This window comes from Cupriavidus gilardii, from assembly GCF_008801915.1.
Classification (GTDB): Bacteria; Pseudomonadota; Gammaproteobacteria; order Burkholderiales; family Burkholderiaceae; genus Cupriavidus; species Cupriavidus gilardii.
On record NZ_VZOV01000031.1, the window covers coordinates 1 to 14731 of the forward strand.

Annotated in this window: 10 protein-coding genes and 1 tRNA gene; 10 read left to right on the forward strand and 1 reads right to left on the reverse strand. The window is 64.1% G+C overall.

The genetic code is table 11. The annotated features are described in order from the left end of the window. Positions 1 to 2 precede the first annotated feature (2 nt). From tuf to rpoC, 10 genes are all read left to right on the forward strand, one after another. Positions 3 to 1193: an elongation factor Tu gene (gene tuf, locus F7Q96_RS23535; protein ID WP_053822680.1), complete on the forward strand. Its 1191-nt coding sequence runs from the start codon at positions 3 to 5 to the stop codon at positions 1191 to 1193. 82 nt (positions 1194 to 1275) lie between these two features. Continuing rightward, a tRNA-Trp gene (locus tag F7Q96_RS23540) sits at positions 1276 to 1351 on the forward strand. A gap of 70 nt (positions 1352 to 1421) precedes the next feature. Further along, positions 1422 to 1802, forward strand: a complete 381-nt coding sequence (secE, locus tag F7Q96_RS23545) for a preprotein translocase subunit SecE (protein WP_053822689.1) — start codon at positions 1422 to 1424, stop codon at positions 1800 to 1802. 10 nt (positions 1803 to 1812) lie between these two features. Then, the gene (gene nusG / locus F7Q96_RS23550; RefSeq protein WP_006576494.1) at positions 1813 to 2391 is read left to right on the forward strand and encodes a transcription termination/antitermination protein NusG; all 579 of its coding nucleotides are present in this window, start codon (positions 1813 to 1815) and stop codon (positions 2389 to 2391) included. 171 nt (positions 2392 to 2562) lie between these two features. Further along, positions 2563 to 2994, forward strand: a complete 432-nt coding sequence (gene rplK, locus F7Q96_RS23555) for a 50S ribosomal protein L11 (protein ID WP_053822688.1) — start codon at positions 2563 to 2565, stop codon at positions 2992 to 2994. Further along, complete coding sequence (gene rplA, locus F7Q96_RS23560; RefSeq protein WP_053822687.1) at positions 2995 to 3690, forward strand: 50S ribosomal protein L1; 696 nt, start codon at positions 2995 to 2997, stop codon at positions 3688 to 3690. Positions 3691 to 4076: 386 nt separating this feature from the next. Next, entirely contained in the window at positions 4077 to 4595 is a 519-nt protein-coding gene (gene rplJ / locus F7Q96_RS23565) for a 50S ribosomal protein L10 (RefSeq protein ID WP_023264956.1), read from the forward strand. 58 nt (positions 4596 to 4653) lie between these two features. Next, positions 4654 to 5031, forward strand: a complete 378-nt coding sequence (gene rplL / locus F7Q96_RS23570) for a 50S ribosomal protein L7/L12 (protein WP_053822686.1) — start codon at positions 4654 to 4656, stop codon at positions 5029 to 5031. A 407-nt stretch (positions 5032 to 5438) separates the two neighbouring features. After that, positions 5439 to 9545: a DNA-directed RNA polymerase subunit beta gene (rpoB, locus tag F7Q96_RS23575; protein ID WP_053822685.1), complete on the forward strand. Its 4107-nt coding sequence runs from the start codon at positions 5439 to 5441 to the stop codon at positions 9543 to 9545. Between the two features lie 108 nt (positions 9546 to 9653). Then, positions 9654 to 13904, forward strand: coding sequence for a DNA-directed RNA polymerase subunit beta' (gene rpoC / locus F7Q96_RS23580; protein ID WP_053822684.1), 4251 nt, complete (start codon positions 9654 to 9656; stop codon positions 13902 to 13904). A gap of 115 nt (positions 13905 to 14019) precedes the next feature. On the opposite strand, the gene F7Q96_RS23585 is transcribed toward rpoC, so the two are convergent. Further along, positions 14020 to 14460, reverse strand: a complete 441-nt coding sequence (locus F7Q96_RS23585) for a hypothetical protein (protein WP_144425848.1) — start codon at positions 14458 to 14460, stop codon at positions 14020 to 14022. Between the last annotated feature and the right edge of the window lie 271 nt (positions 14461 to 14731).

Consider the following 14731-nt stretch of genomic DNA (forward strand, 5'->3'; position numbering starts at 1 on the left):
AAATGGCAAAGGAAAAGTTCGAGCGGACCAAGCCGCACGTGAACGTTGGTACGATTGGTCACGTTGACCACGGCAAGACGACGCTGACGGCGGCGATTGCGACGGTGCTGGCTTCGAAGTTCGGCGGTGCCGCGAAGAAGTACGACGAAATCGATGCGGCGCCGGAAGAGAAGGCACGCGGTATTACCATCAACACCGCGCACGTCGAGTACGAGACGGCCAACCGCCACTACGCGCACGTTGACTGCCCGGGCCACGCCGACTACGTCAAGAACATGATCACGGGCGCCGCGCAGATGGACGGCGCGATCCTGGTGTGCTCGGCCGCTGACGGCCCGATGCCGCAGACGCGCGAACACATCCTGCTGGCCCGTCAGGTGGGCGTGCCGTACATCATCGTGTTCCTGAACAAGTGCGACATGGTGGACGACGCCGAGCTGCTCGAGCTGGTGGAAATGGAAGTGCGCGAGCTGCTGTCGAAGTACGAGTTCCCCGGCGACGACACCCCGATCATCAAGGGTTCGGCCAAGCTGGCGCTCGAAGGCGACAAGGGCGACCTGGGCGAAGAGGCGATCATGCGCCTGGCCGAGGCGCTGGACACCTACATCCCGACGCCGGAGCGCGCCGTGGACGGCACGTTCCTGATGCCGGTCGAAGACGTGTTCTCGATCTCGGGCCGCGGTACCGTGGTGACCGGCCGTATCGAGCGTGGCGTGATCAAGGTCGGCGAGGAAATCGAAATCGTCGGTATCCGCCCGACGGTCAAGACCACCTGCACCGGCGTGGAAATGTTCCGCAAGCTGCTGGACCAGGGCCAGGCTGGCGACAACGTCGGTCTGCTGCTGCGCGGCACCAAGCGTGAAGACGTCGAGCGCGGCCAGGTGCTGTGCAAGCCGGGTTCGATCAAGCCGCACACGCACTTCACCGGCGAGGTGTACATCCTGTCGAAGGACGAAGGCGGCCGTCACACCCCGTTCTTCAACAACTACCGTCCGCAGTTCTATTTCCGTACGACCGACGTGACCGGCTCGATCGAGCTGCCGAAGGACAAGGAAATGGTCATGCCGGGCGACAACGTGTCGATCACCGTCAAGCTGATCGCCCCGATCGCGATGGAAGAGGGCCTGCGCTTCGCCATCCGTGAAGGCGGCCGCACCGTCGGCGCCGGCGTCGTCGCCAAGATCCTGGACTAAGCAGTCACGACAGCAAGCGCGGCACCAACCGGCCGCGTTTGCCGCCAGTGGGGTTGGCTCCAGCCGACCCCAAAGTTGTTTTAGGGGTATAGCTCAACTGGCAGAGCGTCGGTCTCCAAAACCGAAGGTTGGGGGTTCGATTCCCTCTGCCCCTGCCAATTCAATCAGCCGCGTCGGGCGGATCCACAGAGGATCCATCGTGACGCGGCTTAGTCTCGTTTGCGAAACATGGCCAATCCCAACGTCGAAACCGTCAACACCTCCAGTGGCAAGTGGCTGCTGGGCGTGGCCGTGCTGCTCGTGGTGGCCGGCGTGATCGGTTTCTACGCGCTGGCACAACAGCCTGCCTACGTGCGCGGCGCCGCGCTGTTCGTTGGCATCGCGCTCGGCGTGATCGTCGCGCTGGTGTCCGCGCCGGGCAAGGAATTCGTGGGATTCGCCAGGGAATCGTACCGGGAAGTCCGCAAGGTGGTGTGGCCGACCCGCAAGGAAGCCGGACAGATGACGGGCCTGGTGTTCGTCTTCGTGGTCGTGATGGCGCTGTTCTTGTGGTCGGCCGACAAACTGATCGAGTGGGTGATCTTCTCCCTCGTGCTGGGCTGGAAATAAGGGAAAGGACATGACGGACGACGCAAAGCAGGAATCCACTCCTACGCAGCCGCCTTCGAAGAAGCGCTGGTACGTGGTCCACGCTTACTCCGGCATGGAGAAGAGCGTGCAGCGCGCACTGCAGGAACGCATCGAGCGCGCGGAGATGCAGGACAAGTTCGGACGCATCCTGGTGCCGTCCGAGGAAGTGATCGAAATGAAGGGCGGTCAGCGTTCGGTGACCGAGCGGCGCTTCTTCCCGGGCTACGTGCTCGTGGAAATGGAGATGACCGACGAGACGTGGCACCTGGTCAAGAACACCAGCAAGGTCACCGGTTTTGTCGGCGGCGCGCGCAACCGTCCGAGCCCGATTTCCCAGAAGGAAGTCGACAAGATCATGACGCAGATGCAGGAAGGCGTCGAAAAGCCGCGGCCCAAGACGCTGTTCGAGGTGGGCGAAATGGTGCGCGTCAAGGACGGCCCGTTCACCGACTTCAACGGCAACGTGGAAGAGGTCAATTACGAGAAGTCGCGCCTGCGCGTCTCGGTGACCATCTTCGGTCGTGCCACCCCGGTCGAGCTCGAGTTCGGCCAGGTCGAGAAGGTCTGATCGTCACAGGATTCGCAGGGTCGCGCCGTTTTCGGGCGGTGCGGCCGGCGACGCTCCGCAAGGGGCACAAGAGGAGCGTGAGGCCGGTCCCGCCGCAGGCGGACGGCGACAGCGCGTTACGACTCAACAGGACCGATTGCCCAAGGTGCAGCGGTCCGGATTGGAGTAAAGATGGCCAAGAAGATTATTGGCTTTATCAAGCTGCAGATCCCGGCTGGTAAAGCGAACCCCTCCCCGCCCGTGGGCCCGGCACTGGGTCAGCGCGGCCTGAACATCATGGAGTTCTGCAAGGCGTTCAACGCGCAGACCCAGGGTATGGAGCCCGGCCTGCCGGTGCCGGTGGTGATCACCGCCTACGCCGACAAGAGCTTCACCTTCGTGATGAAGTCGCCTCCGGCCACCGTGCTGATCAAGAAGGCTGCCGGCATCACCAAGGGTTCGGCCAAGCCGCACACCGACAAGGTTGGCAAGATCACCCGCGCCCAGGCTGAAGACATCGCCAAGGCCAAGAACGCCGACCTGACCGCCGCCGATCTGGACGCGGCAGTGCGCACCATCGCCGGCTCGGCCCGCTCGATGGGTATCACCGTGGAGGGTCTGTAAATGGCTAAGGTTTCGAAGCGCGTAGCGGCCAACAAGGCCAAGATCGAGCGCACCAAGTTCTACCCGATCGACGAGGCGCTGGGCCTGGTCAAGGAATGCGCGTCGGCCAAGTTCGACGAGTCGATCGACGTCGCCGTGCAGCTGGGCATCGACGCCAAGAAGTCGGACCAGGTGGTTCGTGGCTCGGTGGTGCTGCCCGCCGGTACCGGCAAGACCGTCCGCGTGGCGGTGTTCGCCCAGGGCGACAAGGCTGAAGCGGCCAAGGCCGCCGGCGCCGACGTGGTCGGCATGGAAGACCTGGCCGAACAAGTGAAGGCCGGCAACCTGAACTTTGACGTCGTGATCGCTTCGCCGGACACGATGCGCATCGTCGGTACGCTGGGCCAGATCCTGGGCCCGCGCGGCCTGATGCCGAACCCGAAGGTCGGTACCGTGACTCCCGACGTGGCCCAGGCAGTCAAGAACGCCAAGGCCGGTCAAGTCCAGTTCCGCGTCGACAAGGCCGGTATCATCCACGCGACCATCGGCCGCCGTTCGTTCGAGGACGCCGCGCTCAAGAGCAACCTGTCGGCGCTGATCGACGCGCTGGTCAAGGCCAAGCCGGCCACCAGCAAGGGTGTCTACCTGCGCAAGATCGCGGTCTCGTCGACCATGGGCGTGGGCGTTCGCGTCGACCAGGCTTCGCTGGCCGCCTAAGCGGTTGGCATCGCGCTGACCGGACCCGATAACACCGGTCGGCGAAAGCATTCGAGGTTCCGGCCCTGCGCCGGAACCGGTCCGCCACGGCGGGCCAGAGAAAGGCTTTGGGCAGTGGTGCCGGCGTCAGACGCCGGTCCCGCTGGTTATCAAAGACCGCTGGCGGTCATTGTTCGCGCGCAAGCTGCGGCATGGCCTTAATCGGTGGGACCGTACACGGCAGCAAGGTGACGGCAACCTGCCCGCCAGCGTAGATGGCGAACCCGAAGGTTGGAATGGTCCGGGGCGAGACCCCCGGGTGATTCGGGCCAATCGGACGCCGTTCGTTTGGACTGATGCAAGGTCCTCCGTCGCCGGAGTACCACGCATCGTTTTGGAGCTTAACCGTGCCACTCAATATTGAAGATAAGAAGGCCGTCGTTGCTGAGGTGTCGGCGCAAGTCGCCAAAGCCCAGACCATCGTCGTGGCCGAATATCGCGGCATCACGGTTGGCGATCTGACCAAGCTGCGTGCCACCGCCCGCGAGCAAGGCGTCTACCTGCGCGTTCTGAAGAACACGCTGGCCCGCCGCGCCGTGGAAGGTACGCCGTTTGCCGCGCTCGCGGAGCAACTGACCGGTCCGCTGATCTACGGGATTTCCGAAGATGCAGTGGCCTCGGCCAAGGTTCTGAACGACTTCGCCAAGACCAACGACAAGCTGGTCCTGCGCGCCGGTTCGTTCGACGGCAAGGTGCTCGACGTCAACGCCGTCAAGGCGCTGGCCTCGATCCCGAGCCGCGACCAACTGATTGCTCAGCTGCTTGGCGTCATGCAAGCGCCGGTGTCGGGCTTTGCCCGCCTGCTGGCCGCGCTGGCCGAGAAGAAGAGCGAAGGTGCCCCCGCCGAGGAAGGCGCCGCGGCCTAAGGTCAGGCTCGTCCCGATCGCAATACCGATACCGAATCAAATCTAGGAGTATTTCCAAATGGCAATCACCAAAGACGACATCCTCGAAGCCGTTGGCGCGATGTCCGTGATGGAACTGAACGACCTGGTCAAGGCGTTCGAAGAGAAGTTTGGCGTGTCCGCCGCTGCGATGGCCGTGGCCGCCGCTCCGGGCGCTGCTGGCGCTGGCGCCGCTGCTGAAGAGAAGACCGAATTCAACGTCGTGCTGGCCGAAGTCGGCGCGAACAAGGTCGGCGTCATCAAGGCAGTTCGCGAAATCACCGGCCTGGGCCTGAAGGAAGCCAAGGACCTGGTCGATGGCGCACCGAAGCCCGTCAAGGAAGGCGTGGACAAGGCTACCGCCGACGAGGCCAAGAAGAAGCTGGAAGAAGCCGGCGCGAAGGTCGAAGTCAAGTAAGTGGTACTCGCGTGCCCTCCGGCACGCGAATGGGGCTGGCAAAGGGGAAATCCCGGCGCCAGCCTTTTTGCGCTTCTGTGATGTGTGTTTTATAGGACACCCCATCGCGCATGAAGTGATGCATTGCCTACTCGGCGTCGGGGTGAACCTCGGGGCCGCAGCAGAGGCCAAACATCAGTGGCACACTAAGCGGTTGCTGCTGATGTTTGTCTTCTGAACCGACTGCAGAAGACAAGTTTGGTCGGGTGTTCCCCGGACCGGCGCGCGTGGATGATGGCGCCGGTTCGCAGCGCGCGGACACCGTCAGCCAGAGGTTGGTAGCGGCCAACCGCCAAATCCCCTCCCAGTCGCTGAACACCTCAGGCGCCGGTCAGGTCCAGCCAGCCCTGCGATGATTCGGAGATCCCATGGCGTACAGCTTCACCGAAAAGAAGCGCATTCGCAAAAGCTTTGCGAAGCGCGCGACGGTTCACCAGGTTCCATTCCTGCTAGCCACCCAGATCGAATCGTACACCCAGTTCTTGCAAGCGGATACGCCACCCGCGCGTCGCAAGAGCGAAGGCCTGCAAGCGGCCTTCAACGCAATTTTCCCCATCGTCTCCCATAACGGGCTCGCCCGTATGGAGTTCGTGTCGTACCACCTGTCCAACCCGCCGTTCGACGTCAAGGAATGTCAGCAGCGCGGCCTGACCTTCCACTCGGCCCTGCGCGCCAAGGTTCGCCTGATCATCAACGATCGCGAGAATCCGGGCAAGGTCAAGGAGGTCAAGGAGCAGGAAGTCTACATGGGCGAGATCCCGCTGATGACCTCGACCGGCTCGTTCGTGATCAACGGCACCGAGCGCGTGATCGTCTCCCAGCTGCACCGTTCGCCGGGCGTGTTCTTCGAGCACGACAAGGGCAAGACGCACAGCTCGGGCAAGCTGCTGTTCTCGGCACGGATCATTCCGTACCGCGGCTCGTGGCTGGACTTCGAGTTCGACCCGAAGGACATCCTGTACTTCCGCGTCGACCGCCGCCGCAAGATGCCGGTGACGATCCTGCTCAAGTCGATCGGCCTGACGCCGGAACAGATCCTCGCGCACTTCTTCGTGTTCGACAACTTCACGCTGCAGGCCGAAGGCGCGCAGCTGGAGTTCGTGCCCGAGCGCCTGCGCGGCGAAGTCGCGCGCTTCGACATTGCCGACAAGAACGGCCGTGTCGTGGTCGAGAAGGACAAGCGGATCAACGCCAAGCACATCCGTGACCTGGAGTCCGCCGGCACCAAGCTGATCAGCGTGCCGGAAGACTATCTGCTGGGCCGCGTGCTGGCCAAGAACATCATCGACCCGGATACCGGCGAGGTGATTGCCAACGCCAACGACGAGCTGACCGAAACGCTGCTCGAGTCGCTGCGCGAAGCCGGCGTCAAGCAGATCCAGACGCTGTACACCAACGATCTGGATCAGGGTCCGTACATCTCGCAGACCCTGCGCACCGACGACACCGCCGACCAGACCGCGGCCCGTATCGCGATCTACCGGATGATGCGCCCGGGCGAGCCGCCCACCGAGGACGCCGTCGAAGCGCTGTTCCAGCGCCTGTTCTACAGCGAAGAGTCGTACGACCTGTCGCGCGTGGGCCGCATGAAGGTCAACAGCCGCCTGGGCCGCCCGAGCGGCGAGGGCAGCATGGTGCTGCAGGACGAGGACATCCTCGAGACCATCAAGATCCTGGTCAACCTGCGCAACGGCAAGGGCGAAGTCGACGACATCGACCACCTGGGCAACCGCCGCGTGCGTTGCGTCGGCGAACTGGCCGAGAACCAGTTCCGCGCCGGCCTGTCGCGCGTGGAGCGCGCCGTCAAGGAACGTCTGGGCCAGGCCGAGACCGAGAACCTGATGCCGCACGACCTGATCAACTCGAAGCCGATCTCGTCGGCGATCCGCGAGTTCTTCGGTTCGTCGCAGCTGTCGCAGTTCATGGACCAGACCAACCCGCTGTCCGAGATCACGCACAAGCGCCGCGTGTCCGCTCTGGGCCCGGGCGGCCTGACGCGCGAACGCGCGGGCTTCGAAGTCCGCGACGTGCACCCGACCCACTATGGCCGCGTGTGCCCGATCGAAACGCCGGAAGGTCCGAACATCGGTCTGATCAACTCGCTGGCACTGTACGCCCGCCTGAACGAGTACGGCTTCCTGGAAACGCCGTACCGCAAGGTCGAGAACGGCAAGCTGACCGACCAGGTCGACTACCTGTCGGCGATCGAGGAAGGCAAGTACGTGGTGGCGCAGGCCAACGCGACGGTCGATGCCGAAGGCAACCTGATCGACGAACTGGTGTCGGCGCGCGAAGGCAGCGAGCGCGAGACCCGCATGGTCACGCCGGACCGCGTGCAGTACATCGACGTGGCGCCGTCGCAGATCGTGTCGGCCGCGGCCTCGCTGGTGCCGTTCCTCGAGCACGATGACGCGAACCGTGCACTGATGGGCGCGAACATGCAGCGTCAGGCCGTGCCTTGCCTGCGTCCGGACAAGCCGCTGGTCGGCACCGGCATCGAGCGCACCGTCGCGGTCGACTCGGGCACCGCCGTGCAGGCGACCCGTGGCGGCGTGGTCGACTATGTCGACGCGAACCGTATCGTGATCCGTGTCAACGACGACGAAGCCGTGGCCGGCGAAGTCGGCGTGGACATCTACAACCTGATCAAGTACACGCGTTCGAACCAGAACACGAACATCAACCAGCGTCCGATGGTCAAGGTGGGCGACCACGTGGCCCGCGGCGACGTGATTGCCGACGGCGCCTCGACCGATCTGGGCGAGCTCGCGCTCGGCCAGAACATGCTGGTCGCGTTCATGCCCTGGAACGGCTACAACTTCGAAGATTCGATCCTGATCTCGGAACGGGTCGTTGCCGAAGACCGCTACACCTCGATCCACATCGAGGAGCTGTCGGTGGTCGCCCGCGACACCAAGCTCGGACCCGAGGAAATCACGCGCGACATCTCGAACCTGGCTGAAGCGCAACTGGCCCGTCTGGACGAGTCCGGCATCACCTACATCGGTGCCGAGGTCGAGGCCGGCGACGTGCTGGTCGGCAAGGTCACGCCCAAGGGCGAGACCCAGCTGACGCCGGAAGAGAAGCTGCTGCGCGCGATCTTCGGCGAGAAGGCGTCCGACGTGAAGGACACCTCGCTGCGCGTGCCCTCGGGCATGAGCGGCATCGTGATCGACGTGCAGGTCTTCACCCGTGAGGGCGTGACCCGCGACAAGCGCGCGCAGTCGATCATCGACGACGAACTGAAGCGCTATCGCCTGGACCTGAACGACCAGCTGCGTATCGTCGAGGGCGACGCCTTCCAGCGTCTGGAGCGCCTGCTGATCGACAAGACCGTCAACGGCGGTCCGAAGAAGCTGGCCAAGGGCGCGAAGCTGACCAAGGAGTACCTGGACGATCTGGACAAGTACCACTGGTTCGACATCCGTCCGGCCGACGAGGAAGTCGCGGCCCAGCTCGAGGCGGTCAAGGAAGCGATCGAGCAGAAGCGCCACGAGTTCGACCTGGCCTTCGAGGAAAAGCGCAAGAAGCTGACCCAGGGCGACGAGCTGCCCCCGGGCGTGATCAAGATGGTCAAGGTGTACCTGGCCGTCAAGCGCCGCCTGCAGCCTGGCGACAAGATGGCCGGCCGTCACGGCAACAAGGGCGTGGTGTCGAAGATCGTGCCGATCGAGGACATGCCCTACATGGCCGACGGCACGCCTGCCGACATCGTGCTGAACCCGCTCGGCGTGCCGTCGCGGATGAACGTGGGTCAGATTCTCGAGACCCACCTGGGCTGGGCCGCGCGCGGTCTGGGCCAGCGCATCGGCGACATGCTGAAGGCACAGGCCAAGGCGCAGGAACTGCGCGCCCTGCTCGCTCAGATCTACAACGAGAGCGGCAAGGCCGAAGACCTCGACAGCCTGTCGGATGCCGAAGTGCTGGAGCTGGCGAACAACCTGAAGAAGGGCGTGCCCTTCGCGACCCCGGTGTTCGACGGCGCGCACGAGGCCGAAATCCGCCGCATGCTGGATCTGGCGTATCCGGACGAGGTGGCCAAGGAGAAGGGCCTGACGGCGTCCAAGCAGCAGGTCACGCTGTACGACGGCCGCACCGGCGAAGCGTTCGAGCGTCCGGTCACGCTGGGTGTGATGCACATGCTCAAGCTGCACCACCTGGTCGACGACAAGATGCACGCCCGCTCGACCGGCCCGTACTCGCTGGTCACCCAGCAGCCGCTGGGCGGCAAGGCGCAGTTCGGCGGCCAGCGTTTCGGCGAGATGGAAGTGTGGGCGCTGGAAGCGTATGGCGCCTCCTACGTGCTGCAGGAAATGCTGACGGTCAAGTCCGACGACGTGAACGGCCGTACCAAGGTGTACGAAAACATCGTCAAGGGCGAGCACTCGATCGATGCCGGCATGCCGGAGTCGTTCAACGTGCTGGTGAAGGAAATCCGCTCGCTGGGTATCGATATCGATCTGGATCGCTATTGATCGTCAGATCGAAACGGGGACGGCAGTGAAGCCGTCTCCGGCGGATTTCCCACAGGATGAATGCCGGCGGCCCGTTACCTCGGGCCGGCGGCGAAACAAGGAGTTGCAATGAAAGCATTGCTCGATCTCTTTAAGCAGGTTCAGCAGGAAGAGCAGTTCGACGCGATCAAGATCGGTCTGGCCTCGCCCGAGAAGATCCGCTCGTGGTCGTACGGCGAAGTCAAGAAGCCGGAAACCATCAACTACCGTACGTTCAAGCCCGAGCGCGATGGTCTGTTCTGCGCCAAGATCTTCGGTCCGATCAAGGACTACGAGTGCCTGTGCGGCAAGTACAAGCGCCTGAAGCACCGTGGCGTGATCTGCGAGAAGTGCGGCGTCGAAGTGACGCTGGCGAAGGTGCGCCGCGAGCGCATGGGCCATATCGAACTGGCCGCGCCGACCGCGCACATCTGGTTCCTGAAGTCGCTGCCGTCGCGTCTGGGCATGGTGCTCGACATGACGCTGCGCGACATCGAGCGCGTGCTGTATTTCGAAGCGTTCGTGGTGCTCGAGCCCGGCATGACCCCGCTCAAGAAGAGCCAGATCATGTCCGAGGACGACTACATCGCGAAGTGCGAGGAGTACGGCGAGGGCGAGTTCGTCGCGATGATGGGTGCCGAGGGCATCCGTGAACTGCTGCGCGGCATCGACATCGAGAAGCAGATCGAACAGATCCGCGCCGAGCTGCAGGCCACCGGTTCCGAAGCCAAGATCAAGAAGTACGCCAAGCGCCTGAAGGTGCTCGAGGCCTTCCAGCGTTCGGGCATCAAGCCCGAGTGGATGATCCTCGAAGTGCTGCCGGTGCTGCCGCCCGAACTGCGTCCGCTGGTGCCGTTGGACGGCGGCCGCTTCGCGACCTCGGACCTGAACGACCTGTATCGCCGCGTGATCAACCGCAACAACCGGTTGAAGCGCCTGCTCGAGCTGAAGGCCCCCGAAATCATCGTGCGCAACGAAAAGCGCATGCTGCAGGAAGCGGTCGACTCGCTGCTGGACAACGGCCGTCGCGGCAAGGCGATGACCGGCGCCAACAAGCGCCCGCTGAAGTCGCTGGCCGAGATGATCAAGGGCAAGGGCGGTCGTTTCCGTCAGAACCTGCTGGGCAAGCGCGTCGACTACTCCGGCCGTTCGGTCATCGTGGTCGGTCCGACGCTGAAGCTGCACCAGTGCGGCCTGCCCAAGCTGATGGCGCTGGAGCTGTTCAAGCCCTTCATCTTCCACAAGCTGGAAACGATGGGCATCGCCACCACCATCAAGGCGGCCAAGAAGGAAGTCGAGAGCCAGACGCCGGTCGTGTGGGACATCCTCGAAGAGGTGATCCGCGAGCACCCGGTGATGCTGAACCGCGCGCCGACGCTGCACCGCCTGGGCATCCAGGCCTTCGAACCGGTGCTGATCGAAGGCAAGGCGATCCAGCTGCATCCGCTGGTCTGCGCGGCGTTCAACGCCGACTTCGACGGCGACCAGATGGCCGTCCACGTGCCGCTGTCGCTGGAAGCGCAGATGGAAGCCCGCACGCTGATGCTGGCGTCGAACAACGTGCTGTTCCCGGCCAACGGCGATCCGTCGATCGTGCCGTCGCAGGACGTGGTGCTGGGCCTGTACTACACCACCCGCGACAAGATCAACGGCAAGGGCGAGGGCATGACCTTCGCCGACGTCAGCGAGGTGATCCGCGCCTACGAGAACAAGGAAGTCGAACTGGCTTCGCGCGTGAACGTGCGCATCACCGAGTATGAGCTGGTCGACAAGGACGCCGAGGGCGACGCGCGTTTCGCGCCGAAGGTCACGCTGCAGGCCACCACGGTCGGCCGCGCGATCCTGTCCGAGATCCTGCCGAAGGGCCTGCCGTTCTCGGTGCTGAACAAGCCGCTGAAGAAGAAGGAAATCTCGCGCCTGATCAACACCGCATTCCGCAAGTGCGGCCTGCGCGAGACGGTGATCTTCGCCGACAAGCTGCTGCAGTCGGGCTTCCGCCTGGCCACGCGCGCCGGTATCTCGATCGCGATCGACGACATGCTGGTGCCGCCGCAGAAGGAAAAGATCATCGCCGACGCCGCGGCCAAGGTGAAGGAATACGACAAGCAGTACATGTCGGGTCTGGTGACGGACCAGGAGCGCTACAACAACGTCGTGGACATCTGGGGCGCCGCCGGCGACCAGGTCGGCAAGGCGATGATGGAGCAGCTGCAGCACGAGGACGTGGTCGACCGCAACGGCAACACCGTCAAGCAGGAGTCGTTCAACTCCATCTACATGATGGCCGACTCGGGCGCACGGGGTTCCGCGGCGCAGATCCGTCAGCTGGCCGGTATGCGTGGCCTGATGGCCAAGCCGGACGGCTCGATCATCGAGACGCCGATTACCGCGAACTTCCGCGAAGGCCTGAACGTTCTGCAGTACTTCATCTCGACCCACGGCGCCCGTAAGGGCCTGGCCGATACCGCGCTGAAGACCGCGAACTCGGGTTACCTGACCCGTCGTCTGGTCGACGTGACGCAGGATCTGGTGGTGGTCGAGGAGGATTGCGGCACCACCAACGGCGTCGCGATGAAGGCGCTGGTCGAGGGCGGTGAAGTCATCGAAGCGCTGCGCGACCGTATCCTGGGCCGCGTGACGGTGTCGGACGTGGTCAACCCCGAGACGCAGGAAACCGCGATCGAGGCCGGCACGCTGCTGGACGAAGATCTGGTCGACCTGATCGACCAGATCGGTGTCGACGAGGTCAAGGTCCGTACCCCGCTGTCGTGCGACACGCGCTATGGCCTGTGCGCCAAGTGCTATGGCCGCGATCTGGGCCGCGGCACGCTGGTCAACACCGGCGAGGCGGTCGGCGTGATCGCCGCGCAGTCGATCGGCGAGCCGGGCACGCAGCTGACGATGCGGACGTTCCACATCGGTGGTGCGGCATCGCGCGCGGCGGTTGCCTCGAGCGTCGAAGCGAAGGCTACCGGCACGGTGCGCTTCACCGCGACGATGCGCTATGTGACCAACGCCAAGGGCGAACTGATCGTGATCTCGCGTTCGGGCGAGGCGCTGATCACCGACGACCACGGCCGCGAGCGCGAGCGCCACAAGATCCCGTACGGCGCCACGCTGCTGGTGCAGGACGGACAGGCGATCAAGGCGGGCACGCAGCTGGCGACGTGGGACGCGCTGACGCGCCCGATCGTGTCGGAGTACTCGGGCACGATCAAGTTCGAGAACGTCGAGGAAGGCGTGACCGTCGCCAAGCAGATGGACGAGGTCACCGGTCTGTCGACGCTGGTCGTGATCGACGCCAAGCGCCGTACGGCTGCCACCAAGGGCCTGCGCCCGCAGGTGAAGCTGCTCGACGCCAACGGCCAGGAAGTCAAGATTCCGGGCACGGACCACTCCGTGACCATCGGCTTCCAGGTCGGCGCGCTGATTACCGTCAAGGATGGTCAGCAGGTGCACGTCGGTGAAGTGCTGGCGCGTATCCCGACCGAGTCGCAGAAGACCCGCGACATTACCGGTGGTCTGCCGCGTGTGGCCGAGCTGTTCGAAGCGCGTTCGCCGAAGGACGCCGCCGTGCTGGCGGAAGTCACCGGTACCGTGTCGTTCGGCAAGGACACCAAGGGCAAGCAGCGTCTGGTCATCACCGACCTCGACGGCAATGCGCACGAGTTCCTGATCGCCAAGGAAAAGCAGGTGCTGGTCCACGACGGTCAGGTGGTGAACAAGGGCGAGATGATCGTCGAGGGTCCGGCGGATCCGCACGACATCCTGCGCCTGAAGGGCATCGAGGAGCTGGCGCACTACATCGTCGATGAAGTGCAGGACGTCTACCGTCTGCAGGGCGTGAAGATCAACGACAAGCACATCGAAGTGATCGTGCGTCAGATGCTGCGCCGCGTGCAGATCGTCGATGTCGGCGACACCAAGTTCATCCCGGGTGAACAGGTGGAGCGCTCGGAGCTACTGGACGAAAACGACCGCGTGATCGCGGAAGGCAAGCGTCCGGCGACCTACGAGAACCTGCTGCTCGGTATCACCAAGGCGTCGCTGTCGACCGACAGCTTCATCTCGGCGGCATCGTTCCAGGAAACGACGCGCGTGCTGACCGAGGCCGCGATCATGGGCAAGACCGACGACCTGCGTGGTCTGAAGGAAAACGTGATCGTGGGCCGTCTGATCCCGGCCGGTACGGGCCTGGCCTACCACCGCGCCCGCAAGGCGCGCGAGGCGGCCGAGCGCGAACGCGCCCAGGCAATCTCCGACGAAGAGCAGTCGCTGTTCATGGAGCCGTCGGAGGTGCATGCCACCACCGAGAACGGCGGGGACAACCCGGCGGTCTGAGGCCGATGCGGTAACGCTGTAAAGCCGTAGCGAAAAGCCCGGTGCGAGAAATCGCACCGGGCTTTTTTTTCGCCTCTGTTCGGAGCCGGCGGCAGTACACCGTGGCGTCAGCGCCTCAGACGTAGGCGCGCGCCGCGACGGTGGCGGTGGCCGCGGTCGGCGACGTGGGTGCGGCGTCGCTGGAGGCGAAGCCGCCCGGCTTCTCCAGCGATTTCATGATCAGATCGGACAGCATGCCGAATTCACGCGAACCCAGCTTCTGGCCATATTGCTTCAGGAAGGCGTCGATCGGCACGCCGGCATTGCGCAGCGACTTGATCTCCGAGTCGCTGAGCGTCACGGTTTCGTAGTTGCCGCTCTGCTGCGACAGCCTGGCCAGTTCATTGGCCTGTTCGCGATAGAACGTGGCGGCGGCGAACAGATCCAGGTCGCCGCTGGCGCCGATGCCGGCGCTGAGGGACACGGCCTGGGCGGCGCCGCCGACTTCCGGCGTCTGCGTTGATGCGGCGAGCGGCTGGACCGGGTGTTGGGGAGGGGAAACGGGGGATACAAGCATGGTAACGCTCCAGGAAACTCCAAAAGACTGCGATGGTTCTGATCGTCGTCATCGTTGCTTGCACAACGATTGGACGAGGCAGATGTTCGTCGCCACGAGACGGCGCTGTCTTGCGGTTTCCGAAGCCGACTTGGGGTTCTCGAATCGTTCGCCGTATGTCACGCAAGCCCGAGACGAAATTCGCAAATCGGCGGAGTCCGAGTGTGATACGGCGAAGGCCTGATTCCGCGCGCCGCACCCGCGTGGCAGCCCGTGGGCTCCGCATCGAGCC